The sequence below is a fragment of the Streptomyces sp. CLV115 genome (genome assembly GCF_038448545.1).
Taxonomy (GTDB): Bacteria; Actinomycetota; Actinomycetes; order Streptomycetales; family Streptomycetaceae; genus Streptomyces; species Streptomyces sanglieri.
On the sequence record NZ_JBCEWQ010000018.1, the window covers coordinates 16,960 to 43,668 of the forward strand.

At 71.7% G+C, this 26,709-nt stretch carries 21 protein-coding genes and 1 riboswitch; of the genes, 10 read left to right on the forward strand and 11 right to left on the reverse strand.

All coding sequences use genetic code 11. The features are described from left to right. The first annotated feature begins 61 nt into the window (after positions 1–61). Entirely contained in the window at positions 62–1,486 is a 1,425-nt protein-coding gene (locus AADR41_RS09680) for a hypothetical protein (protein WP_342280909.1), read from the forward strand. Between the two features lie 91 nt (positions 1,487–1,577). Here the strand turns inward: AADR41_RS09680 and AADR41_RS09685 are convergent, their stop codons facing one another. From AADR41_RS09685 to gndA, 5 genes are all read right to left on the reverse strand, one after another. Beyond that, positions 1,578–2,339 carry a (2Fe-2S)-binding protein gene (locus tag AADR41_RS09685; protein WP_342280910.1) on the reverse strand — a complete coding sequence of 254 codons (762 nt, stop codon included), beginning with the start codon at positions 2,337–2,339 and terminating at the stop codon, positions 1,578–1,580. Then, positions 2,336–3,124, reverse strand: a complete 789-nt coding sequence (locus AADR41_RS09690; RefSeq protein WP_342280911.1) for an ABC transporter ATP-binding protein — start codon at positions 3,122–3,124, stop codon at positions 2,336–2,338. The genes AADR41_RS09685 and AADR41_RS09690 overlap by 4 nt, the downstream gene beginning before the upstream one ends. Next, complete coding sequence (locus AADR41_RS09695; RefSeq protein ID WP_342280964.1) at positions 3,121–4,137, reverse strand: FecCD family ABC transporter permease; 1,017 nt, start codon at positions 4,135–4,137, stop codon at positions 3,121–3,123. Before AADR41_RS09695 ends, AADR41_RS09690 begins: the two co-directional genes overlap by 4 nt. A 35-nt stretch (positions 4,138–4,172) precedes the next feature. Further along, positions 4,173–5,153: an ABC transporter substrate-binding protein gene (locus AADR41_RS09700; protein WP_342280912.1), complete on the reverse strand. Its 981-nt coding sequence runs from the start codon at positions 5,151–5,153 to the stop codon at positions 4,173–4,175. 38 nt (positions 5,154–5,191) lie between these two features. Further along, positions 5,192–5,344, reverse strand: a riboswitch (cobalamin riboswitch). A gap of 116 nt (positions 5,345–5,460) precedes the next feature. Further along, on the reverse strand, positions 5,461–6,900 hold the full coding sequence (gene gndA / locus AADR41_RS09705; RefSeq protein ID WP_342280913.1) for an NADP-dependent phosphogluconate dehydrogenase: 1,440 nt from the start codon (positions 6,898–6,900) through the stop codon (positions 5,461–5,463). A 171-nt stretch (positions 6,901–7,071) separates the two neighbouring features. Between gndA and AADR41_RS09710 the strand changes: the two genes are divergently transcribed. The 3 genes from AADR41_RS09710 to AADR41_RS09720 all read left to right on the forward strand — a co-directional run bounded on the left by AADR41_RS09710 (position 7,072) and on the right by AADR41_RS09720 (position 10,796). After that, positions 7,072–7,680: a TetR-like C-terminal domain-containing protein gene (locus tag AADR41_RS09710; RefSeq protein ID WP_342280914.1), complete on the forward strand. Its 609-nt coding sequence runs from the start codon at positions 7,072–7,074 to the stop codon at positions 7,678–7,680. After that, on the forward strand, positions 7,673–8,584 hold the full coding sequence (locus AADR41_RS09715; protein WP_342280915.1) for an alpha/beta fold hydrolase: 912 nt from the start codon (positions 7,673–7,675) through the stop codon (positions 8,582–8,584). The genes AADR41_RS09710 and AADR41_RS09715 overlap by 8 nt, the downstream gene beginning before the upstream one ends. A 169-nt stretch (positions 8,585–8,753) precedes the next feature. Next, positions 8,754–10,796 (forward strand): phosphocholine-specific phospholipase C, encoded by a 2,043-nt coding sequence (locus AADR41_RS09720; RefSeq protein ID WP_342280916.1) that lies wholly within the window; start codon positions 8,754–8,756, stop codon positions 10,794–10,796. A 72-nt stretch (positions 10,797–10,868) separates the two neighbouring features. Here the strand turns inward: AADR41_RS09720 and AADR41_RS09725 are convergent, their stop codons facing one another. The 4 genes from AADR41_RS09725 to AADR41_RS09740 all read right to left on the reverse strand — a co-directional run bounded on the left by AADR41_RS09725 (position 10,869) and on the right by AADR41_RS09740 (position 15,723). Continuing rightward, positions 10,869–11,936 carry a haloacid dehalogenase-like hydrolase gene (locus tag AADR41_RS09725; protein WP_342280917.1) on the reverse strand — a complete coding sequence of 356 codons (1,068 nt, stop codon included), beginning with the start codon at positions 11,934–11,936 and terminating at the stop codon, positions 10,869–10,871. A 157-nt stretch (positions 11,937–12,093) separates the two neighbouring features. Continuing rightward, on the reverse strand, positions 12,094–12,879 hold the full coding sequence (locus AADR41_RS09730) for a 3-oxoacyl-ACP reductase (RefSeq protein WP_342280918.1): 786 nt from the start codon (positions 12,877–12,879) through the stop codon (positions 12,094–12,096). A 5-nt stretch (positions 12,880–12,884) separates the two neighbouring features. Beyond that, positions 12,885–14,273: an aldehyde dehydrogenase family protein gene (locus AADR41_RS09735; protein ID WP_342280919.1), complete on the reverse strand. Its 1,389-nt coding sequence runs from the start codon at positions 14,271–14,273 to the stop codon at positions 12,885–12,887. Between the two features lie 85 nt (positions 14,274–14,358). Continuing rightward, positions 14,359–15,723 (reverse strand): glutamine synthetase family protein, encoded by a 1,365-nt coding sequence (locus AADR41_RS09740; protein WP_342280920.1) that lies wholly within the window; start codon positions 15,721–15,723, stop codon positions 14,359–14,361. 266 nt (positions 15,724–15,989) lie between these two features. On the opposite strand from AADR41_RS09740, the gene eat reads away from it, so the two are divergent. The 3 genes from eat to AADR41_RS09755 all read left to right on the forward strand — a co-directional run bounded on the left by eat (position 15,990) and on the right by AADR41_RS09755 (position 19,814). Continuing rightward, positions 15,990–17,459: an ethanolamine permease gene (gene eat / locus AADR41_RS09745; RefSeq protein WP_342280921.1), complete on the forward strand. Its 1,470-nt coding sequence runs from the start codon at positions 15,990–15,992 to the stop codon at positions 17,457–17,459. Between the two features lie 111 nt (positions 17,460–17,570). Further along, a complete protein-coding gene (locus tag AADR41_RS09750; RefSeq protein ID WP_342280922.1) occupies positions 17,571–18,290 on the forward strand; it encodes a gamma-glutamyl-gamma-aminobutyrate hydrolase family protein in 720 nt (239 codons plus the stop codon). A 132-nt stretch (positions 18,291–18,422) separates the two neighbouring features. Next, positions 18,423–19,814, forward strand: coding sequence for a peptidoglycan DD-metalloendopeptidase family protein (locus tag AADR41_RS09755; RefSeq protein WP_342280923.1), 1,392 nt, complete (start codon positions 18,423–18,425; stop codon positions 19,812–19,814). Here the strand turns inward: AADR41_RS09755 and AADR41_RS09760 are convergent. Then, a complete protein-coding gene (locus tag AADR41_RS09760) occupies positions 19,784–20,959 on the reverse strand; it encodes a DMT family transporter (RefSeq protein ID WP_446751005.1) in 1,176 nt (391 codons plus the stop codon). The two genes, AADR41_RS09755 and AADR41_RS09760, sit on opposite strands and share 31 nt — an antisense overlap. A gap of 224 nt (positions 20,960–21,183) precedes the next feature. On the opposite strand from AADR41_RS09760, the gene AADR41_RS09765 reads away from it, so the two are divergent. From AADR41_RS09765 to AADR41_RS09775, 3 genes are all read left to right on the forward strand, one after another. After that, complete coding sequence (locus AADR41_RS09765) at positions 21,184–21,879, forward strand: (2Fe-2S)-binding protein (RefSeq protein ID WP_342280925.1); 696 nt, start codon at positions 21,184–21,186, stop codon at positions 21,877–21,879. A 142-nt stretch (positions 21,880–22,021) separates the two neighbouring features. Further along, positions 22,022–23,332 (forward strand): HEAT repeat domain-containing protein, encoded by a 1,311-nt coding sequence (locus AADR41_RS09770; protein ID WP_342280926.1) that lies wholly within the window; start codon positions 22,022–22,024, stop codon positions 23,330–23,332. Between the two features lie 170 nt (positions 23,333–23,502). After that, a complete protein-coding gene (locus tag AADR41_RS09775; RefSeq protein ID WP_342280927.1) occupies positions 23,503–26,103 on the forward strand; it encodes a PA14 domain-containing protein in 2,601 nt (866 codons plus the stop codon). Between the two features lie 64 nt (positions 26,104–26,167). On the opposite strand, the gene AADR41_RS09780 is transcribed toward AADR41_RS09775, so the two are convergent. Next, positions 26,168–26,623: an ATP-binding protein gene (locus AADR41_RS09780; RefSeq protein ID WP_342280928.1), complete on the reverse strand. Its 456-nt coding sequence runs from the start codon at positions 26,621–26,623 to the stop codon at positions 26,168–26,170. Positions 26,624–26,709: the final 86 nt, after the last annotated feature.

Here is a 26,709-nt window from a genome sequence, read left to right on the forward strand (position 1 = left end):
CCTTGCACGGAGAGCCCGGCATGCGCCGGAGGCCGGCGTCCGCCGATTCCAGGAGCAGGCCATGCCCCGTCTTCGTGCGTCCCGCCGCCTCGCACTCGTGCTGCCGGCAGTGTGCGGAGCTCTTGCCCTCACCGCCCCGTCCGCCTTCGCGACCTCCGGTCCCGCGCAGGTGGCCAAGTCCAGGGCCAACGGTGTTTCCTATCTCAGGTCGCTCCAGGCGGCGGACGGTTCGTACGCCGGCTCCGGCCTGTCCAACGAGTGGGCGTTCAGCGCCCTCGCGGCGTCCGGAACCGCCGTCGTCGATGTCGCTCCGGGCGGTGACACCACGAAGAACGCCCGCACCGTCTACCGCAACCTGCTGTCCACGTCCGGCTGGCCCTCCGCCGCCCCCGTGGTCACCGACTACGAGCGGGGCACGCTGAACGCGTACGCCGCCGGCATCGACCCGGCCCGCGTCTCCGCGTCCCGCAACCTCGTCGCCGACATCTACTCGTACTGGCAGACCGCCGAGCCCGGCTACTTCGGCCCGTCCGGAAACTTCAACGGCACCGTCTTCGCGGCTCTCGCCCTCGGCGGCGCCAGGACCCGGGCCGACGGCGCCCGCGTCCCGCAGTCGCTGACCGACTCGGTGGTCACCCGTATCCGGGCCAACCAGCACGTCGACGGCGGCTGGACCTACAGCAGGGCCGAAGGCGACTCCACGGCTCTCGACTCCGCGAGCGACGTCGACATGACCGGCGCCGCGATGGCCGCCCTCTGTGTCTCGGGCGTTCCCGGTACCGACGCGGACGTCGTCCGGGCCAAGAACTTCCTCAAGGGCAAACTGGTCGGCACCACCGGTGCGTTCAACTCCCTCTACGGGGTCAACACCAGTTCCAACGGCTGGGGCGTGGCGGGGCTGAACGCCTGTGGAATCAACCCCCAGACCGGCGACTTCGTCACCGTCAACGGCAAGACACCGATCGACTTCCTGATCGCGAACCAGTTCGACCCGGCGGGCGGCTTCAAGTACAAGCCGTCCGACACCGCACCGTCGCCCTACTCCTCGATCGACGCACTTCGCGCGGTCGCCGGCGGTGGCTTCACGGCCGCCCCGCCGGTCCCGGTCACCCCGGGCGCTCCGCAGTGGGTCGCCCAGCCCGCCTTCACCGCGGGCACCTCCACCGAGCTCGCGCTGACCGTCGACGACGGCACCGGCAACCTGAAGGTGTGCTCGGTGCACTTCACCCCGACCGGGACGACCACGACCCTCGGGGAGGTACTGGCCGCCGCGACCAGCGGAGCCTCTCCGGCGGGCTGCGTCACGAGCGTGACCCCCACCTCGGGCACCGGTACCATCACCGCGGTCAACGGCAGGACCAACAGCGGCTCCAACACCTGGAAGGCCGCCGTCGACGGCTCCGCCTTCGGCGTCGCCGTCCGCGAGAAGGTGATCAAGGTGGGCGACACCATCGCTCTGCGCCGGGGGCCTGATTCTCAGGGGTGAGGGCCCGTCGAGGGCCCTCACCCCTGAGTCCGAAGCGAGGGAGTGTCAGTTGCCCGTATCCACTCCGTTGTGTCGCCCCCCGTGTCCGGCGTCACTTCGGACTCGCGTACGCGCGCAGCCGCTCCTCGCGGCTTGTCAGACAACAGCTCGCACAACGCACCTCCTCCGCGCTCGTGTAGTAAAGACAGCAGGTGTTGCGCAGATAGACCAGCCGCTCCGGTCCGCCCGGTGTCCGCCGGACCCGTGCGACCTCGCCCAGTGCCGCGAGTCCGCCGGGTGCGGTGTCCGCGAACTGCCGCCAGCGGGCGGCCAGCAGATCCACCTGGTCGCCCAACGCGCACAGTGCCGTGGCGCAGCCGTGGGCGATCCCTCCGCTCAACTGCCTGGCCCCGGCGCGGGTGCGACGACGCAACGCGTCGGCGATGGGCAGCAGATGCCCGTCGAGCAGGGTGCGGTGCAGCAGCCGTACGGAGTCCTCCCCGGCCCGGGGCACCAGCAGCCGGGCCCTGCGCACCCGGACTCCGCCGATGCCGTGCGTGGCGGGGCGTACCAGGACATTGTCCGACCGCATGTCCGGGACCTCGTCGTGCAGCGCCCAGTGGAGCACGGCGGCGGCAGTGACCCGGCCCGCGTACACCGCCATCAGGGTCAGGGCGGTCGCATGGCCGCTGCGGTGGCCGCTGCTCGTGCGTTCGAGCTCCAGCAGCGTCGACAGCTCCTCGCTCGCCGGATCGGCCAGTCGGCCGGCTGCCAGCCACTGCCCTGCCTCGCTCGCGGGCGGTTCGCCCTCGGTGACCTGCCAGCGTGGTCCGTGCGGCAAGGGCGTCCAGACGGGGGAGGCGTCGTCGCTCATGACAGCGGGAGGTAGACGACGTTGGGGGAGCCGGTGACCGGGTGGACGCCGATCCGGGACGGTATCCCGTAGACCTCGGCCAGCAGTTCTTCCGTCAGTACCGCGTGCGGGGAACCGGACGCCACCAGTCGTCCGGCGCTGAGGACGAACAGCCGGTCGCAGTAGGAGGCAGCCAGATTGAGGTCGTGCAGCACCAGCAGATTGGTGGTGCCCAGGGTCCTCACCAGGCCGAGTATCTCCAGCTGGTAGCGGACGTCCAGATGGTTGGTGGGTTCGTCGAGCGCCAGCAGCCCCGGTTCCTGGACCAGGGCGCGGGCGATCAGGGCCCGTTGCCGTTCCCCGCCGGACAGCTCCTCGAACCGGCGGCCGGCCAGGGGCGCCGCGCCGACACGCTGGAGCGCCCGGTCGATGCGGCGGGCGTCCTCGGCGTCGTCCTGCTCCCAGAACCGTTTGTGCGGGCTTCGGCCCATCGCCACGATCTGGCGTACGGTCAGGCCGAAGGTGCCGGGGCTGTCCTGCGGAACGACGGCGACGCGGCGGGCCCGTTCCTTCGTACTGAGCGCCGCGGCGTCCGTTCCGTCCAGCAGGACCCGGCCCGCCGCGGGGCGCAGGGCACCGTACACACAGCGCAGGAAGGTGGTCTTGCCGCTGCCGTTCGGCCCGACCAGGCCGACCGTCTCGCCGGGGGCGGCGTCCAGGGTGACCGCGTCGAGCAGGGTACGGCCGGCCACCTCGTAGCTGATCCCGTCGGCGGCGAGCGCCGTCGGGGGCGGTGCCGGGCTCATCCGGTGATCCCTTCGGTACGGCTGGAGCGGCGCAGCAGCCAGAGGAAGAACGGGCCGCCCACCAGGGCGGTGACCACCCCGGCGGGAATCTCTTCGGGGGCTGCCACGGTCCGCGCCAGCAGATCGGCCAGCAGCAGGAAGACCGCCCCGCCCAGCGCCGTCACCGGCAGCAGCCTGCGGTGGGACGCGCCGACGATCAGCCGGGCGGCGTGCGGAACCATCAGGCCGACGAAGCCGATCGCCCCGCTGTAGGCGACCAGCACGCCGATGATCAGTGACACCAGCACGAAGACCCCGCCCCGGAATCGTCCGGGGTCCAGGCCGAGGCTGCGGGCCCCTTCCTCCCCGGTCAGCAGCAGATCCAGCGGACGGGCCAGGCTGATCAGGAGCACGGCACCGACAGCCAACACCACTGCGGGCAGCGCCAGTTGGTCCCAGCGGGCGCCGCCCAGGCCGCCCAGGGTCCAGAACAGGATCGCCCGCACATGCTCGGCCCGCGAGGACAGCACCAGGATCAGGCTGGTGAACGCGGACAGCACGTACTGGATCGCCACCCCGGCCAGAATCAGCCGGCCCGTCGTCATGGTGCCGCCGCGCCGGGCCATCGCGTAGACGGCGACCAGTGCGGCCATGGACCCGGCGAACGCCGCGACGGGCAGCGCCACGTCGGTGGCCATCCCGGCGCCGACCCCCAGCACGATCACCATGGCGGCGCCCGCCGACGCCCCGGACGAGGCGCCCAGCAGGAACGGATCGGCCAGCGGATTGCGCACCAGCGCCTGGAGCACCGCGCCCGACAGGGCCAGCCCGGCGCCGACGACGGCCCCGAGCAGCACCCTGGGCAGCCGTACCTCCCACACGATCGTGGGGAACGCGCCGGAGCGTTCACCGCCCAGGACCGTACGCAACACCTCTCCCGGCGGAATCCGTACCGGGCCGAGCGCCAGACCGGCCACCACCGTCGCGAGCAGCAGCACCACGAGGGCGCCGATCACGACGGGGGTCGAGCGCAGGACGGACTCGGGGCCGGGGCGGGCGGGCCCCGCGCTCACAGTGTGCCGGGGTGCAGTTGCCCGGCCAGGTCCTGTACGGCGTCGGCGACCCGGACACCGAGCACGGCCGAGGACAGCGGGAGTACCGCGAACTTCTTGTTCTTGATCGCCGGCACGTCCGCGAGTGCCGGGTCGTTCAGCAGCCGCTTCTTCTTGGCCTCGACCGTGGTGCCGCCGTAGTCGTAGATCACGACCACTTCGGGCCTGCGCTTGATGACCTGCTCCCAGGACACGTCGCCGAAGGTGGCGTCGAGGTCCGCGAAGACGTTCCGGCCCCCGGCGAGCCGGACGATCTCGTTGCCGACGCCCTTGCCGCCCGCAGTGAACGCGGAGCTGTCGCCGGAGTCGTACACGAACACCGAGGGATGTGCGGAGCCCTTGAGCTCCGTTCCGACCGTCGTGATCTTCCGTCGTTCCTCGGCGATCAGGCTCCTGCCGCGCTCCGGAACGCCGAAGACCCTGGCCACCTGGGTGATCTCGGTGGCGAGCTGATCGACGCCGACCTTGCCCTCGGTGCAGTTCTCGATATTCAGCCGGGTGTTGATGCCGTCCTTCTGGAGCCCCGCCCGGTCCTGGCCCTTGGCCTTGTCGAAGGCGCTGGCGTACCCGCCGTAGACGAAGTCGGGGTTGGCGCCGAGCAGTACCTCCTTGGAGGGGTACTCCTTCGCGAGCACCTTGGTCCTGTCGTACGCGGACCGGTACTCCGGCAGGATGCTGTCGTCCAGGTAGGCGGTCCCGGCCAGCCGGTCCTGGAGCCCGAGGGCCAGCATGATCTCGGTGACGTGCTGGTTCATGGTGACGACCCGCTTCGGCGGGGCGTCGAAGGTCGTCTTCGTACCGCAATTGGTGACGGTGTAGGGGAAACCTTCGGCGGCCGGTGCGGCCTCTGCCCTGCTCTCGCCGCCGGTGCCGCAGCCGGTGAGCGGCAGCAGGAGCAGGGGTATGAGCGCGAGGGGTACACGGCGTATCGGGGGCATGGCCGAGCCTTTCCGGGGGATGTCCTCGTCCCCTGGTTGTACGAGAAGGCGGCGCGGCCAGTATCTGGCTTCCGGGCTGTGTGCAGCCCGGTCACAGTGGCGGGACCGTACCGGATTCACACCGGTTTCCTGACGCGCGTCGCCCGAGATTTCGCAGGCCATTCTGTCAGACCGCGTATTCCGCAGGTCATGCCCCTTGGGTTGCCGGCTCCGGACGCCGACGTCCGCGAGGACGGCCGGCACTGCGGACAGGTTTCGCCCGGACCGGGAGGGTCGCCCGCCCCGTCAGCGGCTCGGTGGGCACCGGTCAGCTCTCGACCTCGGTTCTGTCACCGCCCCAGAGGGTGTGGAAGGTGCCGTCGCGGTCGACGCGGTGGTAGGTGTGTGCGCCGAAGTAGTCGCGCTGGCCCTGCGTGAGGGCGGCGGGGAGGCGTCCGGCGCGCAGGGAGTCGTAGTAGGCGAGGGCGGCGGCGAAGGCGGGGGTGGGGACGCCCTGGGCGGCGGCGGTGGCGATCACGGTGCGCCAGTCGTCCTGTGCGGCGGCGATCTCTTCGGCGAAGCTCTTGTCGGAGAGGAGGCTCGCCATCCGGGGCTGGGCCTCGTAGGCGCTGGTGATCCTGTCGAGGAACGCGGCCCGGATGATGCATCCGCCGCGCCAGATCGAGGCGACCCTGCCGAGATCGATGTCCCAGTCGTATTGCCCGCTGCCGGCCGCGATCTCGTGGAAGCCCTGGGTGTAGGCGACGATCTTCGAGGCATACAGTGCCTGCTCGACCCGGTCGGCGAATGCCGCCGCCTCGTTCTCACCGAGCTTGCGGGCGGTCGGTCCGGCGAGGTGGCGTGAGGCATCACGGAGGGCGGCGTGGCCGGAGACGGAGCGGGCGAAGACGGCCTCGGCGATGCCGGAGACCGGAACGCCCAGGTCGAGGGCGACCTGCACGGTCCAACGGCCGGTGCCCTTCTGCTCCGCCTGGTCGAGCACGACATCCACGAAGGGCTTTCCGGTCGCCGCGTCGACATGGGAGAGCACTTCTGCTGTGATCTCGATGAGGTACGAGTCCAGGCGCCCGGTGTTCCAGACCCGGAAGATGTCCGCGATCTTGGCGGGAGAGTATCCGGCCACGTCGCGAAGCAGCTGGTAGGCCTCGCCGATGAGCTGCATGTCCGCGTACTCGATGCCGTTGTGCGTCATCTTCACGAAGTGTCCGGCGCCGTCAGGACCGATGTGCGTGACGCACGGGGCGCCGTCCTTGGCCTTCGCGGAGATCTTCTCCAGCATCGGTCCGAGCGAGTCGTAGGACTCCTTGCTGCCGCCCGGCATGATGCTCGGTCCGTCGAGCGCGCCCTCTTCGCCGCCCGAGATGCCGGTGCCGACGAAGTGGATGCCCTGCTCTCGCAGTTGCCTCTCCCGTCGGCGGGTGTCCTCGAAGTGGGCGTTGCCGCCGTCGATGACGACATCGCCCTCTTCCAGGAGCGGGGCGAACTCCTGGATCACCGCATCGGTCGGGTCGCCCGCCTTGACCATGATGACGAGCCTGCGCGGACGCTCCAGCGCCGCGACGAACTCCTGCGGGGTGTGCGCGGGTACGAAGGAGCCCTCGTCGCCGAACTCCTCGATCAGCGCGTCCGTCTTCGCGGCCGTCCGGTTGTGCACCGCGACCGTGAATCCGTTGCGGGCGAAGTTGCGTGCGAGGTTGCGGCCCATGACCGCGAGACCTGTGACGCCGATCTGTGCAGTGCCGCTCATCTGTGTGCTCTGCAATCTGTTTCGGGGATGCCCGGATCTTCGGCAGTGCCGGGATCTTCAGTATGGGCACGGGGTGCGGCAACGGCCTGTTCGGCATCGCCCGGATGGAGTCACCTGTGTATATTAGGAAACCGCCTAGGACCTCTAGGTGGGTTTCGACGGAGGTGGCGAATGGTTCGCGCGGGTCTCACGACCGAACGCGTGGTGGCGGCGGCGGCCGATCTGGCCGACTCCATCGGCTTCGACAAGGTCACCATCTCCGCGCTGGCCCGCGGCTTCGGGGTCAAGGACGCCAGCCTGTACTCCCACGTCAAGAACCTGCACGACCTGCGTGTCCGGGTCGCGCTGCTGGCCGCCGGGGAGTTCATCGACCGGATCGGCACCGCGGTCGCCGGCCGGGCCGGGAAGGACGCGCTGGTCGCGTTCGCAGACGCCTACCGGGCCTTCGCGCTGGAGCGGCCGGGACGGTACGAGGCGACGCAGATGCGGGTCGACCCCGAGATCGTCGCCGGGTCGGCCGCGTACCACCGCACCATCGAGACCACGGGTGCGATGCTGCGCGCCTACGGACTGTCCGAGCCCGATCTGACGGACGCGGTACGGCTGTTGCGCAGCACCTTCCACGGATACTGCGCACTTGAGGCGAGCGGCGGCTTCGGCGCGCCCCGCGACGTGCAGAAGTCCTGGGAACGCTCCGTCGAGGCCCTGCACTTCCTGCTGGAGCACTGGCCGTCCGCCACCGGTGAAGGCACCGACGAGGGGGAGAACGGACATGACTGACCACATGCTGCCGGAGCGCACCGGGCATCTGAAGGTGCCCGGCGCGACGCTGTACTACGAGGTGCGCGGCCGGGGCCCGCTGCTGCTCCTGATGCCGGGCGGCAGCGGCGACGCGGGGCTCTACGACCGGATGGCGGCGCGGCTGGCCGACAGCTGGACGGTCGCGGCCTTCGACCCGCGCGGCTACTCGCGCAGCCTGCTCGACGGCGCGCCGCAGGAGCAGCGGGTGGCGGTGCACAGCGACGACGCCCACCGGCTGATCGAGCTGCTGTCACCGGACGGCGGTCCGGTGGCCGTGTTCGGCTCCAGTTCGAGCGCGATCGTCGCCCTGGACCTGCTCTCCCGTCACCCGGAGCGGCTGCGCCGAGTGGTCGCGCACGAACCGCCGTCGGTGGAACTGCTGCCCGATCCGGAGCGGGGGCGGAAGCTCTTCGCCGCGGTGCGCGACTCCTTCCGCAGGGGCGGGGTGGCCGCGGCGCTGGCCACCATGACCGAGGGACTGACGGACCCGGAGGCGCCCGAACCGGCCGGGGGCGGACACCGGGAGGCGCCCGGAACCTCCGCGCGGGAGGCCGAGGCGTTCCGGCGGACGGGGGTCAACCTCCCGGTGTTCCTGGAGCACGTGCTGTGTTCGTTCAGCGGGTACGTGCCGGACCTGGCGGCCCTGCGGCGTGGCGGGGAGAAGCTGGTCATCGGTGTCGGGGAGGACTCCCGCACCCTGCTCACGGCGATTCCCGGTGCCCGGCTGGCGGACCGGGGGATCGGCGGGCTCGTGGAGTTCCCCGGCGGGCACACCGGTTGTGTCGAGGACCCCGAGGCGTTCGCCGCGCGACTGCGGGAGGTGCTGTCCGATCCGGCGCCGGAGGGGACACGGATGCCTCCGAACGACAATCATCGGCCGTGATCCGTTTCCACAAACATCTCGTCACGCACCTTTGAATTCGCCCTTTTGGCGGATGAGTTGGCAATGGTTCAGGTAGGTCTCCTGTCAAAGGTCTGGTGCCGGACCATCTGGGGCGCCACCCTGGCTTCGGCGTCCCGACGACGCATCCGAATCCGGCGAAGGCAGGCAGATGACACCGATCACCCGCAGGGGATTTGTGGCGCTCGGCGCGGGCGTGGCGGCGGGAGCCGCCATGCCCCCGGTGACCGCGGGCGCCGCGGTCCGGACGGGCACCGCGACCGCGACCGCGGCGACCGGCACCATCAAGGACGTCCGGCACGTCGTGGTGCTGATGCAGGAGAACCGCAGCTTCGACCACTACTTCGGCACGCTCAAGGGCGTACGCGGCTTCTCGGACCGCTCCGGGATCACCATCGGCGGCGGTCGCAGCGTCTTCGACCAGCCCAACGGCACGGGGCGGCAGTATCCCTGGAAGCTCAGCGCCACTCCGGCCGCGGGCGGCGCCGATCCCGAGACGATCGCCCAGTGCAACGGCGATCTGCCGCACAGCTGGACGTCCCAGCACGCGGCCTGGAACAAGGGCCGGATGGACAACTGGGTGACGGGTGTGGGGAACGTCCGCTCGCTCGGCCATCTGGAGCGCTCGGACATCCCCTTCCACTACGCGCTCGCCGACAACTACACGGTGTGCGACGCCTACTTCAGCTCGGCGCTCAGTGCCACCGGCCCGAACCGCACCTTCCTGTGGAGCGGCAAGGTGGACGCGTCCAGCAAGGACGGCGGTGACGAGTCCGGACTCACCTGGGAGACGTACGCCGAGGCGCTGCAACGGGCCGGTGTGTCCTGGCGCGTCTACCAGAACGCCGACGACAACTATGGCGACAACGGCCTCGCCTATTTCCGGAAGTTCACGGACGCGCCGGCCGGCGACCCGTTGCACGACCTCGGGATGGCGTCGGTGCGGAAGGTGACCGGCTCCACCCCCGACGACATCGCCGCCGCCATCAAGGCCGATGTGGTGGCCGGTACGTTGCCGCAGGTGTCGTGGGTCGTCGCCAACCAGGCCTTCTCCGAGCACCCGTACGCCCCGCCCGGCGACGGAGCACACTTCGTCGACCTCGTGTACCGGGCGCTCGCCGCCGATCAGGACGTCTTCGACTCCACGGTGCTCTTCCTGAACTACGACGAGAACGACGGTTTCTTCGACCACGTACCGCCCCCGTCGCCGCCCGCCGGAACCGAGGGGGAATTCCTCGGCGGAGTGCCCATCGGCCTCGGCTTCCGCGTCCCGATGATCGTCATGTCGCCCTGGACCCGCGGTGGCTGGGTCTCCTCGGAGGTCTTCGACCACACCTCCGTGCTGCGCTTCCTGGAGACCTGGACCACGGCTCTCGGGAAGCCGGCGGCCTGTGCCGGTATCAGTGCCTGGCGGCGCAGGGTCTGCGGGGACCTCACCGGCGCCTTCGACTTCGCCCATCCGGTGAACGGAGTGCCGTCCGGCCTGCCGGCCACCCCGGTGATCGGGATGAACACCTGCGGCCCCCTGCCCAACCCCGTTCCGCAGAACAACGCACAGCCCGTGCAGGAGCCCGGCACCCGGCCCGCCCGTGCGCTGCCCTACCAGCCCGGCGGTGATCTGGACCGGCTGGAGTTCGGTGCCGCGGGAGTCGTCAAGCTCTGGCTGACCATGACCAACAAGGGCGCACCGGCGACCCGGGCCGCACACTTCTCGGTGCACCCCAACGCCCACCGTTCGACGGTGCCGTGGCAGTACACCGTGGACGCGGGCGGCACCGCCACGGACTTCTTCAACATCGGCACGGCCAACGGCGACGGCAAGTACGACTTCACCATGGCCGGACCCAACAGGTTCCTGCGCCGGTTCACCGGCGACGCGACGGCGGCGGGCAGATCCTGCGAGGTGGCCGCCCGTTACGCAGAGGCACCGGACACCAGCAGGCCCGCCCTCTGGTTCACCTTCACCAACACCTCGGCGAGTGCCGTCACGTTCACCGTGACCTCCGGCCAGTACCGGAGCGACGGCCCCTGGACGTACACCGTCCCGGCCGGCGGCAGCAAGGAGGACTACTTCAACGCGGTGGCGCTGACCAGGGGCTGGTACGACTTCACGGTGAAGATCAGCGGTGACGCCTCCTGGTCGCGGCGGTACACCGGACACATCGAGACGGGCGCGGCGAGCGTCAGCGGCTGAGCCGCGGGGCGCGTGGTGGCCGCCGGCCGAGGGGCGGATCCGGCCCCCTCGGCCACCACGCGTACCCGGACGTCAGCCCGCGAAGACGGTGTCGTGCTGATCGGGGATCACACTGCCGTCGCCACGGAGCACCGGGCCCGGGGTTCCGTCCGACGCGGTGTAGCCGGTGGTGGCACACGGATAGGTGCCGTTCAGCCGGCCCTTCGGCGCGATGAACATGGGGTTGACCAGCCACTTGCCGTCCGCGTCGTCGTAGGAACGGCACATCAGCTCGGCCTTGTTGCGGTTCAGGGCCAGTCGCAGCCCGGTCGCGTCACGGAGCATCGACACGTCCGTGTCGGAGTCCCCGGCGGCGAACACCGGGCGCCTCGCCGGGGCCTGCACCCGGGAGGCGGCCGCACCGCGCACACCGAAGATCTCCTTGTTGATCCAGCAGCGCTTGCCGTCGATGTAGGTGATCTGCGAGTCCTCGCCCGGACGCGCGCTGCCGCAGGCGCTCAGGTGCGAGGTGTAGCGGCCCCGCTCGGTGGTGGACCTGATGCCGATCACGTTCCCGGGGGCGACATCGACGCCCCCGGCCCAGACGTCGACCACGGGCTGCGGCGACGCGGAGACGATCCACACGTCGAATCCGGCCCGGCGCAGCGTGCGGATCAGGTCGCGCTGCTGGTCGTAGTAGCGGACGTAGCCGGTGGCGTCGGTGGTGCTGCCGACCCGCTGGGTGGCGCCCACGGGGGCGGCCAGGTTCTCGGCGCGGGCCGCGGCGGCGAAGGAGCGCACCTGCGCCGCCGTCCAGCCGTGGGTGAGCTGCGCCAGCCAGGCGTACGAGGGTTCCATCGTGCGGCGGTCGTAGCCGGCGAAGGCGTCCTGTCCCGAGGTGGTGGTGGCCTCGCTGTAGACGGACAGGATCTCGTCGGCGCAGCCGGTGTCGGTCGAGGTCGGCAGGGTGCGGTCGCGGCCGGTGCCGTCCGGGCAGGCGGCGCGCAGCGACTCGGCCGCCGCGTCGGTGAGGTAACGGCTGGTGGTGCGCCAGTCTCCGTGCTCGGGCTGCCGGATCCGGGAGTTGCGCAGCAGCCAGAACATGGTGGCGTCGCCGACGTCGTTCTTGATGACGGTGTTGTCCCAGTCGAAGACCGCCACCGGAGCGGCCCGGCCGGTTCGGTGGTGCGGCGAGCAGCTTCCGTAGCGGTCGAGGAGACGCTGGATACGAGCCTGGTTGGCCCCGTACCAGCCCGTGGAGAGGGACAGCTGCGGACAGGCGCGGCCGGGGCGGCCATGGGCCCCGGCCGTATGCCGGCTAGAGAGGGGTGACGTAGGCGCCGGAGATCCCGCCGTCGACCAGGAAGTCCGTGGCGTTGACGAACGAGGAGTCGTCGCTGGCCAGGAAGGCCACGGCGGCGGCCATCTCGGTGGGCTCCGCGAACCGGCCGAGCGGGATGTGCACCAGCCTGCGCGCGGCCCGCTCCGGGTCCTTGGCGAACAGCTCCTGGAGCAGCGGGGTGTTGACCGGCCCGGGGCACAGCGCGTTGACCCGGATGCCCTCCCGTGCGAACTGCACACCGAGCTCGCGCGACATGGCCAGCACGCCGCCCTTGGATGCGGTGTAGGAGATCTGCGAGGTGGCGGCGCCCATCCGGGCCACGAAGGAGGCCGTGTTGATGATGGAGCCCCTGCCCTGGCGGCGCATGTACGGGATGGCCGCCTTGCAGCAGAGGTAGACGGAGGTGAGGTTGACCTCCTGCACCCGGCGCCAGGCTTCGAGACCGGTCTCCAGGATGGAGTCGTCCTCGGGCGGCGAGATCCCCGCGTTGTTGAACGCGATGTCGACAGAGCCGTACGTGTCGAACGCGGCCTTGAACAACGCCTCGACCTGCTCGGCGTCGGTGACGTCGGTACGTACGAAGAGTCCGTCGACCTCCTCGGCGGCGGCCTTGCCGCTCGCCTCGTCCACATCGGCGCAGACGACGTGCGCGCCCTCGGCGGCCAGGCGCCGGACGGTGGCCAGCCCGATGCCGCTCCCGGCTCCGGTGACTACGGCGGTGCGGCCGACCAGGCGGCGGCAGACAGCGGTGGTGTCGGTCATGGTGCTCAGGCCTCCGTGCTGATGAAGACGTTCTTGGTTTCGGTGAAGGCGGCGAGTGCGTCGGGGCCGAGCTCGCGCCCCAGTCCGGACTGTTTGTAGCCGCCGAAGGGAGTGGCGTAGCGGACGCTGGAGTGGGAGTTGACCGAGAGGTTCCCGGCCCGCAGCCCCTGGCCGACCCGCAGCGCGCGGGCCACGTCACGCGTCCAGATCGATCCGGCCAGACCGTATTCCGTGGCGTTCGCCAGTCGTACGGCGTCCGCCTCGTCGTCGAACGGCAGCACCACGGCGACCGGCCCGAAGACCTCGTCGACGGCCACCGGGGCATCGGGCGACACCCCGGCGAGCACGGTCGGCGGATACCAGAACCCGGGGCCGTCGGGCGCCGGGCCGAGGATCGTCCGTACGCCGTCGGGCAGGGCCGCCACGAACCCGCTCACGCGTTCCCGCTGGGCGGCCGAGATCAGCGGACCCATCTGGGTCTTCTCGTCCGACGGGTCGCCGACCACCACGGCGGCGACGGCCGGTGCCAGCAGATCGAGGAAGCGGTCGTAGACCGGGCGCTCGACCAGGATGCGGGTCCGGGCGCAGCAGTCCTGGCCGGCGTTGTCCAGGAAGGACATCGGTGTCCCGGCCGCCGCGGCCTCCAGATCGGCGTCCGCGAAGACGACGTTGGGGCTCTTGCCGCCCAGTTCCAGGGTGAGTCGCTTCACGCGTTCGGCGCAGCGGGTCATGATGTGCTTGCCGGTCCGGGTGGAGCCGGTGAAGACGATCTTGGCCACGCCGGGGTGGTCCACCAGGGCGGCGCCTGTCACCGCACCCTCGCCCGGCAGCACCTGGAACAGTCCGCCGGGCAGCCCGGCCTCCAGGGCCAGCTCCGCCAGGCGCAGTGCGGTCAGCGGGGTGGTCTCGGCGGGCTTGAGCAGTACGGCGTTGCCGGCGGCGAGCGCCGGGGCCGCGCCCCAGGCGGCGATCGGCATCGGGAAGTTCCACGGTGCGATGACCCCGACGACGCCGAGCGGTTCCAGCAGGGTGAAGTCGATGCCGCCGGCGACCGGGATCTGCCGGCCCAGCAGGCGTTCGACCCCACCGGCGCAGTAGTCGAGGAGGTCGCGCACATTGCCCGCTTCCCAGCGGGCGTTGCCGATGGTGTGACCGGCCTCGCGGACCTCCAGCAGGGCCAGTTCCTCGATGTGTTCGTCGACGGTGGCGGCGAACCGGCGGAGCAGCCGGGCGCGGTCGGCCGGCGCCGCCGCGGCCCAGACGCGCTGGGCGGTGGCGGCGCGGGCGACCGCCGCGCCGACAGCGGCGGCGTCGGTGGTCGGGACGGTGGCGACGACCTCGGCGGTGGCCGGGTTCAGGACGTTCAGGCTGTGCGGTGCGCAGTGGTTGGACACGTACGGGCCTCGATCGGGAGTGAGGGACGTGAGGGGCGTGAGGGGCGCGAAGGGAGTGCGGGGGACGTGCGGGACGGGACGGCGGTCACAGGCGCTCGAAGGAGCGGCGCAGCTCCCAGTCGGTCACGGCGGCGTCGTAGGCGGCGAGTTCGACACGCGCCATGTTCAGGTAGTGCGCGACGACCTCCTCGCCGAACGCCTCCTTGGCGATGGGACTGGCCTCCCACAGGTCGGCGGCCTCGCGCAGGGTGGTCGGCACCTGCTCGTACTCGGCGGTGTAGGCGTTGCCCGTGCAGACCTCCGGCAGCGCCAGCTCGTGCTCCACGCCGTACAGTCCGGCGGCGACCAGTCCGGCGGTGGCCAGATACGGATTGACGTCGCCGCCGGGCAGCCGGTTCTCGAAGCGGCGGGAGCGGCCGTGGCCGACCACCCGCAGGGAGCAGGTGCGGTTGTCGTGGCCCCAGGCGACGGCGGTCGGCGCGAAGGAGCCGGGCTGGAACCGCTTGTAGGAGTTGATGTTCGGCGCGTACAGCAGGGAGAAGTCGCGCAGGGCGGCGAGCTGTCCGGCGAGGAAGTGCCGCATCAGGTCCGACATGCCGTCCGGGCCGTCACCCGACATCGCGTTGTCACCGTTGTCGTCGGTGAGCGAGAGGTGGATGTGACAGGAGTTGCCCTCGCGCTCGTCGTACTTGGCCATGAAGGTGAGCGAGACGCCCTCCTGCGCGGCGATCTCCTTGGCACCGGTCTTGTAGACGGCGTGCTGGTCGCAGGTGACCAGTGCCTCGTCGTAGCGGAAGGCGATCTCGTGCTGGCCGAGGTTGCACTCGCCCTTGGCCGACTCGACGGTCAGCCCGGCCGCCTGCATCTCGTTGCGGATGCGGCGCAGCAGGGGCTCGACGCGGCCGGTGCCGAGGATGGAGTAGTCGATGTTGTACTGATTGGCCGGGGTCAGCCCGCGGTAGCCGCGGTCCCAGGCCTGCTCATAGGTGTCCTTGAAGACGATGAACTCCAGCTCCGTACCCACCTGGGCCCGGTAGCCGAGGCCGGCCAGCCGGTCCAGCTGGCGGCGGAGTACCTGGCGCGGTGCGGCGACGACCGGGCCGCCGTCGTTCCAGGCGAGGTCGGCGACGAGCAGCGCGGTGCCCTCGTGCCAGGGCAGCAGCCGCAGGGTGTCTAGGTCCGGGACCATCGCGAAGTCGCCGTAGCCGCGCTCCCAGGAGGACATCGCGTAGCCGCCGACGGTGTTCATGTCGGTGTCGACGGCCAGCAGATAGTTGCAGCCCTCGGTACCGTGCTCCAGAACCTCGTCGAGGAAGAACCCGGCGGCGAACCGCTTGCCCTGGAGCCGGCCCTGCATGTCGGGAAAGGCCAGGACGACGGTGTCGATGGCCCCGCTCGCCACGAGCGAGCGCAGCTCCTCGACGGCGAGCGGGGGTGTGCGGTCTGCCACGGGATTCCTCCTTGGGTGCACCGAGATTCGTAAGGTATGACAGGGAACCATTGCTTGGGAAGAGGGCCCGGCCGACGGCGGTGAATCACCTCCGGAGGTGCCCGGCGCACCCGAACGAGCTGGGCGCACATCGGTAACCACTGTTTGACGCGCGCCCCTTGTGTTTCGCCTGACGTTCCACAAAGGTGTGGCGACGAACCTTTGATGCGCCCGTTTCGTCTGCCACGCCTCGACGCAGCGCCGTCGACACACATCTGGAGCGCCCCATGGCCCAGGGAACCGACACACCCACCAGCCCACCCGGCGGCACGGCCGGCGGGGTGACCGGCAAGGACGAGTACCTGCACCGCCGTACGCTGCGCCGGGGCAGCGCGGGCTGGCTCCTGCTGACCGGACTCGGCGTCGCCTATGTCGTCTCCGGCGACTACTCCGGCTGGAACATCGGCCTGTCCAAGGGCGGCTTCGGCGGGCTCGCCGCGGCCACCGTGCTGATGGGCCTGATGTACGCGTGCCTGGTCTTCGCCCTGGCCGAACTCTCCGCCATCCTGCCCACCGCGGGCGGCGGTTACGGCTTCGCGCGCCGCGCCCTGGGCACCTGGGGCGGCTTCCTGACCGGCACGGCCATCCTCATCGAGTACATCCTCGCCCCCGCCGCCATCTCGCTGTTCATCGGCGACTACGTCGAGTCCCTCGGCCTCTTCGGGCTCACCTCCGGCCGGCCTGTCCATCTCGCCTGCTTCGCCGTCTTCATCGGGATCCACCTCTGGGGGGTCGGCGAGGCGCTGCGGTTCAGCCTGGTCGTGACCGCCGTCGCCGTGGCCGCCCTGCTCATCTTCGCGATCGGCGCCTTCACCGAATTCGACGCCGGCCGCCTCAACGACATCCCGGTCGACACCGGCGCACTCGGCTCCTCCTCCTGGCTGCCCTTCGGCCTTCTCGGCATCTGGGCCGCCTTCCCCTTCGGCATGTGGTTCTTCCTGGGCGTCGAGGGCGTGCCGCTCGCCGCCGAGGAGGCCAAGGACCCCGTCAGGTCGATGCCGAGGGCGCTGGCCATCTCGCTCACCGTGCTGGTCGGGCTGGCGGCTCTCACCTTCCTCTCCGCCACCGGCGCACAGGGCGCGAGGGCCATCCAGGAGGCGGGCAACCCCCTGGTCGTCGCACTGGAGGGCGACGGCGGTCCCACCGCCCTGAGCCGCTTCGTCAACTACGCGGGCCTGGCGGGCCTGGTGGCCTCCTTCTTCTCGCTGATCTTCGCCGGCTCCCGCCAGCTCTTCGCGCTCTCCCGGGCCGGCTATCTGCCCCGTTTCCTATCCCTGACCAACCGCCGCAAGTCCCCCTACCTCGGCCTGCTGGTCCCCGGCGCGATCGGCTTCACACTCGCCGCCTGGATCGGCAACGGCGGCCGGATGCTGAACGTCGCCGTCTTCGGCGCCACCATCAGCTACGCCCTGATGGCGCTCTCCCACATCGTGCTGCGCCGGCGCGAACCGCACCTGGAGCGGCCCTATCGCACGCCCGGCGGCGCGCTCACCTCGTCCGTGGCGCTCGTACTGGCATGCTCGGCCCTGGTGGCGACCTTCCTGGTGGACCGGGACGCCGCGTTCATCGCGCTCGGCGTGTACGTGGTGGCACTGGCCTACTTCGCCCTCTACAGCCGTCACCGCCTCGTCGCGAGCGCCCCGGAGGAGGAATTCGCCGCCCTCGCGGCGGCCGAGGCCGAACTGTCGCGGGACTGAAGGGGACCACGGGACAAGGGCGTCGCCCACGCCCGCACCGCCGTTCGCCGCGCCCGTACGCGGCAGCGGCGGCACCACGACCGAACAGCGAACGAACCAGAGGAGGGGCCCGTGAACCGGCCCGTCATCGGCATCAGCACCTACCAGGAACCGGCCCGGTGGGGTGTCTGGGACACAACGGCCGTCCTGCTGCCCGCCGTCTACCCGCGCCTGGTGCGGGCGGCCGGCGGCCTGGCGGTGCTGCTGCCGCCCGACGACACCGCCGACGCGGCCCGGGAGGCCGTGGCGGCACTGGACGGTGTGGTCGTCGCGGGCGGCGCCGATGTCGAACCGGTCCGCTACGGCGAGGTGGCCGACCCCCGCACCGGCCCGCCCGCACGCGAGCGCGACGCGTGGGAGACCGCCCTGATCGAGGCGGCGATCGCCCAGCACGTCCCGCTGCTGGGCATCTGCCGGGGCATGCAACTGCTCAACGTCGCGCTCGGCGGCACCCTGCACCAGCACCTGGACGGACACACCGGCGGCCCCGGCGTCTTCGGCGAACACCCCGTCATTCCCGTTGCCGGCACGGCGTACGCGGCGGCCGTCGCGGAACCGGACGGGGTGCCCACCTACCACCACCAGGCCGTGGACCGTCTGGGATCCGGCCTCACGGCGAGCGCCCATGCCCCCGACGGCACGGTGGAGGCCGTGGAACTCACCGGCCACGACAGCCTGGTGCTGGGGGTCCAGTGGCATCCCGAGATGGGCCACGACACCCGGGTCATGACCGCCCTCGTGGACGCGGCCCGGCAGCGCGCCGCCGCCCGGGCGGGCACGCCCGTACGGTGACCGCCCGGCGGAGGGCGGTGACCGCCGGGCCGGCCGTTACCGGCATTCCGGCCGCTCTCTTGTCACCGCCCTTTGCCTGCACATAAGTTGGGCGCTTGCGACGTGTCCCAATGCCAGTGGGGGAGCCAAGTCATGGCCGCGAACGGACGGCACCGCAGATATCAGCCCAGCCGGATCAACCGTGCCTCGCTCACGGTCACCGCGGGCGGTGCGGGCCTCGCACTCCCGCTCATCGCGGCGGCCTCGGCCGGCGCCGCGACCCCGGATGTGTGGGAGAAGGTCGCCGCCTGCGAGTCGACCGGCAACTGGCACATCAACAGCGGGAACGGCTTCTTCGGCGGACTGCAGTTCACCCGCTCGACCTGGGCGGCGTACGGAGGCACGGTCTACGCCCCGCGCGCCGATCTGGCCACCAGGGGCGAGCAGATCTCCATCGCCGAGAAGGTGCTCGATGCACAGGGCCCCGGTGCCTGGCCCGGCTGCTCGACCAAGGCGGGGCTGAGCAGCCGCGGGGACGCCGCCGACATCACGCCGCAGTCGCAGCGCACCGGCCACGTGAAGGCCCCGGCCAAAACCTCCCCGGACAGAACCTCCCCGGACAGGACCGTCTCCGGCAGGCCCACGACGAAGCGGACCTCCGCCCCCGCCACGCCGACCACCGTGCCCGGCAAGCGCGAGTCGTACACCGTGACACGCGGCGACTCGCTCTCCGCGATCGCGGCGAGCGAGCGCGTCCGGGGCGGCTGGCAGCACCTCTACGCGCAGAACCGCGAGGTCGTCGGGGACGACCCGGACCTCATCCTGCCCGGGCAGCGCCTGAGTCTGGACACGGCCCGGTCCGAGAGGACGGGCACACCCGCGCAGGCGAAGCCGAAGGCCGCGCCGAAGCCCCGGAAGTCCACCGCGCCGCAGCGCCCGGCCGCACCGGAGCGCCCGAAGGCGAAGCCGCACCAGCGGGCCGCCGAACCGGAGCGACAGGCCGCCGCGACGAAGCCCCGCCACGACACCGCGAAGCCGCACCCGAGCACCGCGAAGCCGAAGCCCCACCACGACACCGCGAAGCCGAAGCCGCAGCCGAAGAAGACCGAGAGCCACCGGCCGAAGCCGCGCCCGGAGCAGCACGCCGGTCTCGTGGCACCCGTCGCGGCCGGCATCGGCACCCCGTACCACCAGTCCGGCTCCTGGGCCAGCGGCTACCACACCGGGGTCGACTTCCCGGTCCCGACCGGTACGTCGATCAGGGCGGTGGCCTCCGGCACGGTCGTCTCGGCCGGCTGGGGCGGCGCGTACGGCTACCAGGTCGTCATCCGGCACGGCGACGGCAAGTACAGCCAGTACGCGCACCTGTCCGCGCTGCACGTGCGTGAGGGCCGCCATGTCTCGGCGGGCCAGCGGATCGCGCGCTCGGGCTCCACCGGGAACGTCACGGGACCGCACCTGCACTTCGAGATCCGCACCGGCCCCGGCTACGGATCGGACATCGACCCGCTGGCCTACCTCAGGGCGGGCGGCGTCAGAGTCTGAACGGCGCCCTGGGGGTCGGCCGCGTCGTCGGGATCGGCCGGCCCCGCGGGACCGGGGTGGCGCGACATCCCCGGCCCGAGGACCACCCGGCCCAGGCACTCCAGCGGCATCGGCACCGGCATGGGACGACGCGCCGCGGAGGATGCGCCGCGGACCGCCCCGACGGTCCCGCCGGGCACGGAGGGTCCGGGAGCCGTTTCCGGGGCGGCCACGTCCTCACGCTCCGCGGCGTCACGTACCACGCCCTCCGGCTCCCCGTCCGCCCCGGCGTCCGGGAGCCCGCCCGCGGCCGCCCGAGCGGCCCGGTGCTCCGGGCCCAGCCGCTCCGTCGTGAGCAGGATGAGACCGCCCGCGGCGATCACCGCACAGGCCGGCGCGAGCACGGTCCCGACCGTGCCGTGCCGGAACTGCTCGCCGAACATCGTGAGGCCCACGACCGCCGCTATCACCGGGTTCACCACGGTCACCGTCGCCAGTGGCGCGGTCAGCCCGGCGCCGCGGTACGCGGCCTGGGAGACCAGCAGCCCGGTGGCGGCGAAACCGGCGATCGCCAGCAGCGCCGGCAGCCCGGCCCCCATCGCACCGGAGGTCAGCCCCACCGCCACGGTCTTCGTGAACACCGAGGCGATGCCGAACGCGATGCCCGCCGCCCCGGCCAGCACCACGCTCCGCACCACCGGCCGGCGCACACCCGTGGAGATCAGCAGGAGCAGCGCGACCGCACCGAGCGTCGCACCGGCGACGATCAGCTGGTCCCGGCCGTTCAGGGCGTGCGACTCGGCGTGCCCCGTCAGCGTGAGCAGGCCCGCCAGACCGACGGCCGCCATGATCGCGCCCCGCCACGCGGTGGCCCCCGCCCGGCGGCGTACGAAGAGCGCCGCCATCGGCAGGGCGAAGACGATGGTCAGCGCACCGAGCGGCTGGACGAGGCTCAGCGGGCCGTAGGCCAGCGCCACGACATGGAGCACCGCGCCCACGCCGTTCAGCGCCACGGCGGCCCACCAGACCCGGTTGCGCAGCGGTGCGGGCGAGTGCCCCCCGCCGGTCGTCGCCACGCGCTCCTGGACGATCGCCCCGGCCGCGTACGCGACCGCGGAGACCAGTGACAGCAGCACGGACAGCGCAAGGGAACTCATGTACACCACGATGTCTCTTCGACGCGGCTGCGTCGTCGTCCTTGAGACGGCGATTCGGCGTACTGCTTCAGGAGTACGACCGTGGTCCCAGTGTCCTCCTCCGGAGGGTAGTTCTCGCCCGCACGGCTCAGGAGCCGTGCCCCCACGGGGTTACGGTGAGCGCCGGGCCGCGGCTGCCGGGGCGGCCGCACAGTCGGGACCGGTGGCCGGAACGCCGGGAAGGAGCACGTGCGATGGACGGGTCCGCAGCGGCCTCGACGGGCGGATTCTTCGCGCTGCGGAGCACCGCGCCGCCGCAGGGGGCGCACCGTCCGCTGGCGCGGTTGTACGCGGGGGAGCAGGCCACGCTCACGGACCGGATCGACACGGTCGCCGCCCGGCTGGGCACCTCCGAGCGCAGGGTCGCCGCCTCGGTCGCGCACCTGGGACTGGCCTCCCGCCTCTGGTCGGTCGCACTCGGACCGGCGGCAATGACCGGCCGCTTCCCCGCCCTTGGGCCCGGCGACCTCCACTGGGATCCCCGGCACCCGGCCCCCGACGACCTGTGGCTGGACGGCACCGGGTCGCTGCCCGGCACCGCCCGCCGGATCCGTGAAGTCGTCCAGTACGGCCACCTCGTACCCCTGGCCGAGGCGATCCACCGGGACGGTCCGCTGTCCGACCGGCTGCTGTGGGGCAACGCGGGATCCGCGCTGGCCGGAGCCCTGCGCCAGCTCCTGGTCAGGGCGCGCGCCCACCACCGTCCCGACGCGGCGGCGCGGGCCCGCGCACTGGCCGCCGAACTCTTCGACCATCCGGACCTCCGGAACACCGGCGCCCCGCACGACACGGGCTTCCGGCGCCGCAGTTGCTGTCTGTACTACCGCACGCCGGGCGGCGGCCTGTGCGGGGACTGCGTCTTCGAGGGCGCCGGACCCGGAAGCGCCTGACCCGCCGCCGCTCCCCGCGGATCTCCCGGCCCGCCACGCTCCGGGCCCGTTGTCAGAGGTCCGCGCGATCATGTCGGCAGCGGCGGCGGACCGTCCGCACGGACGGGAACGACGCGGACGGACGAGGTACTCGGGGGGACTCATGCGGGCGGAATCGGTGCGGGACCTCAGTCTCGCGGACCGGCGCGCGGCGGCGGAGGAAGCACTGGCCGGCGGCGGTGGAGTCGCGGCGGAGGCCATCGTGCGGGAGCCGGCCGACGACACCTCACCGGTCGACCGGTGGCATGTCGCCCCGGCGCTCCGGCGGATCGGGGCCGCGGCCTTCGACCCCCTGCTCCGGGCCCTCCTCGACGCGCCCACCGACGAGGCGCGCGAGCGGGTCGGCGCAGCCTTCATGCGTCTCGGAGAGGAGGCCCTGGAGCGCTACACCGCCACGCTGTCGCATCCCGCACCGCACGTGCGCCGATGGGCGGTCCGGGGGATCCGGCACTGCGACGAACCCGGCCCGTCCGCGCTGCACGCGCTGCTGCCGCTGCTGGGCGACGCGGACCCGGAGGTCGCCGGGACGGCGCGCGACACCCTGCTGTACCGGGGACCGGACCTCGCGGACGGCCTGGTGCCGAGCCTGCGGAAGATCCGCCGCGAAGGTCCGGGCAGGGCCAGGGCGCGGGCGCTGTCCGTGCTCGCCGGAATCGGCGGTGAGGCCGCACTGCCCGCCGAGGACCTGGCGGCCGTCGAGCGGCTCATCCGCGTCAAGGTCCCGGACGAGCGGCCCGTGGCGCTGTGGGCCTGCTGGAACCACTGGATCGCGGTGCCTGGCGGGGACCGGGCCGGGATCATGGAGACGCTGGGGCTCACCGGTCCCAGACCCGTCACGTTCGCGCTCGGCAACGACATCGTCGACAGCGACGGACACGACGCCGGGGACGGCGGCGAAGCGTTCGCCCGTGTCTTCGTCACTCCCGAACTCGACGGCTGGACCTTCGTGCTCGGCGCCTGGTGCGATCCCTGCGGCGCGGAGCGCAGCGAGGACGTCCTGCGGTTGTGCACCCTGCTCAGCGCCCGGTACGGGCAGGCCCAGGCGTACTACTACGGGGCCCAGGGCGACGGTTCCGCCTGGCTCGTAGCCGAGCGGGGCACAGTGCTCCGGCGCTACTGCGAGACCGGCGAGGGCGAGGACGAACTGCTCACGCTGGGCGAGCCGTTGCCGTTCGAACGGGCGCGCCGCGCCGAACTCGGCCTGAACCCCGAATGGGACGCTGCCCAGGAGTCCGACGAGGACGAGGCGCAGTGGCGGACCGCCGCGTTCGATCTGGTGCCGGAGCTGGCGAAGGCCCTCGGTGTCAGCCCGCTCGACATCGGGCCGGACACCCGCGCATGCGGCGCCGGTGTCCTCGCCATGACCCCCTACGGGGTGGCCCACGGCGTGCCGACGGGGGCGTATCGCATCTGAGGACGGGGCAGCGAGCCCGATCCCGCGACGCCGGGCCACGGTGACCCCCTCGACTTGTCATGCACCTGGACACCGGCTCGGATGTCGTGCTGTCATGCCAACTGCCGTTCCTTCCAACGTTGTACATCGTGCTGCAACGAGCCGCCACCCTTCCTCAGCTAGGAGGATCCGTGCGCATCAGAAAGAAACTGGTACTGCTTCTCGCCATAGCACTCGGCGCCGCCGGTCCGACCGCCGTGCCCACCGCGTCGGCCGCCCCCGAACCCGGCGACGTGCATGGTCTCAAGGGCGAGTACTACACCCAGTCCGCCCCCGGTGCCTTCGACTTCGGGCAGATCAGGGCGACCGGATTCGACCCGGACATCGACTTCCCGACGCTGGAGCCACGGCTGGCCTCGGCCACCGGACAGAACGACGACGTCAGCATCCGCTGGACCGGGAAGATCGTGCCGGAGAAGACCGGCGCCCATCTCTTCTCGATGATCGGCGACAACGGCTTCCGGCTCTGGATCGACGGGAAGCCGGTCATCGACCACTGGGTCGACGACTGGGAGAAGGAACAGAACTCGCAACCCGTGGAGTTGACCGCCGGCCGGGCGTACGACCTCAAGGTGGAGTTCTTCGAGCACCAGGGCGGATCCAACCTCCACCTGAAGTGGACCGAACCCGGCGGCAGCAAGGTGCCGGTGCCGCAGTCCGCCTTCCGGCTGCCCGACGGCTTCGCGTACGACGGGGCCGTCGCCGCCACCGTCCTCGCGGACGGCCGCACGCTCAAGCTGGACTTCGCGCAGAAGCTCGCGCCGCCGCCCGCCGGGCTGGTGAACCACCTCGACGCCGTCATCGGCGGCGCCGAGTGGCCGCTCGGCGCGGTCGAGGCCGATCCGGCCGACCCGCGCAGCCTGACCGTGGCGCTGGAGGAACCCGTCGTCGGCAACAAGGCCGGCGACGCCACCGGGCTCGCCGACGTCCGCTACGACGGCGCGGGAGCCCTGGCGGGTGCGGACGGCAAGAGCGTCGGGGCCTTCTGGTCCGGCGGGCCGAACCGCTCCACCTACGAGCTGCGTACCCGGTGGGCCGACGAGGTGGGCCCGCGCAACGCGTTGCCGGAGTACCCGCGGCCCCAGCTCACCCGGGACAACTGGCAGAACCTCAACAGCTCCTGGGAGTTCGCCGCGGCGAAGGCCGGGGAGCGGCCCCCGGTCGGCAGGAAGCTCGGCGAGAGGATCCTCGTGCCGTACCCGGTCGAATCGCAGCTCTCCGGGATCGAGCGGCACGAGGACCGGATGTGGTACCGCCGCACCTTCACCGTGCCCCGGGACTGGAGGATCGGCTCCGGCAAGCGGCTCCAGCTGAACTTCGGGGCCGTGGACTGGCAGTCCGAGGTCTACGTCAACGGCAGCAAGGTCACCGAACACAAGGGCGGCTACGACAAGTTCGGCGCCGACATCACCGATGCGCTGAAGCCCGGCCGCACCCAGGAACTCATCGTGGGCGTCCACGACCCGACCGACGCGGCGGACGGCGAGAACCCGCCGATGGGCAAGCAGCGCCTCGACCCCAGCGGCATCTGGTACACCCCGTCGTCCGGGATCTGGCAGACGGTGTGGATGGAGCCGGTCACCGCCGACCACGCCGACTCGCTGAAGCTGACCCCCGACGTCCGGGGCGAGAAGCTCGCCGTCGAGGTGCGCGGGGTACGGGACGGGGTGCCCGTCACGGCGACCGCGTACGACGGGAAGCGCAAGGTCGCGACCGCCGGCGGGCGCACCGGTGCCGCACTGGACCTGCCGGTGCCCGACCCGCATCTGTGGTCCGCCGCCGACCCGCACCTCTACCGGCTGGAGGTCCGTGTCGGACCGGACCGGGTCGGCAGCTACTTCGGGATGCGCTCGATCGCCGTCGAGAAGGTGGACGGCACCCCGCGCACCGTCCTCAACGGCAGGCCGGTCTTCCTGATGGCCACCCTCGACCAGGGCTTCTGGCCCGACGGGCTGCACACCGCGCCCACCGACGAGGCCCTCGCGTACGACCTGAGAATGCACAAGGCGATGGGGTTCAACTCCGTGCGCAAACACATCAAGGTCGAGCCCGACCGCTGGTTCTACTGGGCGGACCGGCTGGGCCTGCTGGTCTGGCAGGACATGCCCGCGATGAACACGGTCAACCCCTCCACCGCCGCCCGCGCCGAGTACGAGCGCGAGATGAAGGAGATGATCGACGAACACGCCGGCCATCCGTCCGTCGTCATGTGGGTCACCTTCAACGAGGGCTGGGGCCAGTACGACCAGGCCCGCATCGCGGACCAGGCCAAGTCCTGGGACCCGACCCGGCCGGTGAACAACATGAGCGGGCTCAACTGCTGCGGAGCGGTGGACGGCGGCAACGGCGACATCGCCGACGCGCACGGCTACCCGAGCCCCGCGCTGCCGCGGCCCGACGGGAGGCGCGCTCTGGTCAGCGGCGAGTACGGCGGGCTGGGCCTGGCTGTGCCGGGGCACGCCTGGGCCGTACAGCAGTCGTACATCGCGGTCGACCCGGCCACCTACACCGACGACTACCTGGCCAGGCTCGACGAGGTGCGCAAGCTCGCCTGCGAAGGCAGCAACGGCGCCGTGTACACCCAGATCTCGGACGTCGAGGGCGAGCTGAACGGACTGCTCACCTACGACCGCCGGGTCGTGAAACCCGACGTCGAACGGATCCGGGCGGCGCAGGAAGCGCTCGTCCGTGACGCGTCGGACCCGGTCGTGGCGGGGTGTCCCGCGAGCTGACCCGTGACCTGGTCGTGGGGGGGGGGGGGGGGGGGGCGGCCCCCCCCCCCCACAGCTCGGCTGCTCAGCTGCTCAGCTCGAACTCGGCCCGGATGCGCTTGCCCACCGGCACCCGTTCCGCGGTCAGCCGGTCGCACAGCGCCACCACGATCTCCATGCCGTGACCGCCGGGGCGCGCCGGATCGGGGGAGTAGAACAGCGGCAGAGCGGTGCTGGAGTCGTACACCGTGACGCTGACGCGCTCCGCGGTGCCCTCCAGCTCCAGCAGATAGGGGCCCTGGCTGTACCGGTCCGCATTGGTGACCAGCTCGCTCACCGCCAGCAGCAGATCGGTGCGGGTGTGCTCACCGAAGACCGCGAGCCACTCGGCGGCCAGCCGGACCAGAAAGCGATCGGCCAGCGCCCGGGCCTGCGCGATGCAGCCGGGCTCACCGTCGAACACCTCGGCGCTGTGCAGAACCTCCGTGGACCGGTCCGGGCAGGGGGAGCCGGCCGGTCGTGAGGTGACCTGTTCGTTCATGTGCTCCAGCCAGGGCGACGCAGGGGTGTTCGGGGACAGCTTCTCGACGTCCGCCTACCCGCGACGAACGGTCCCACGCCGGGGAG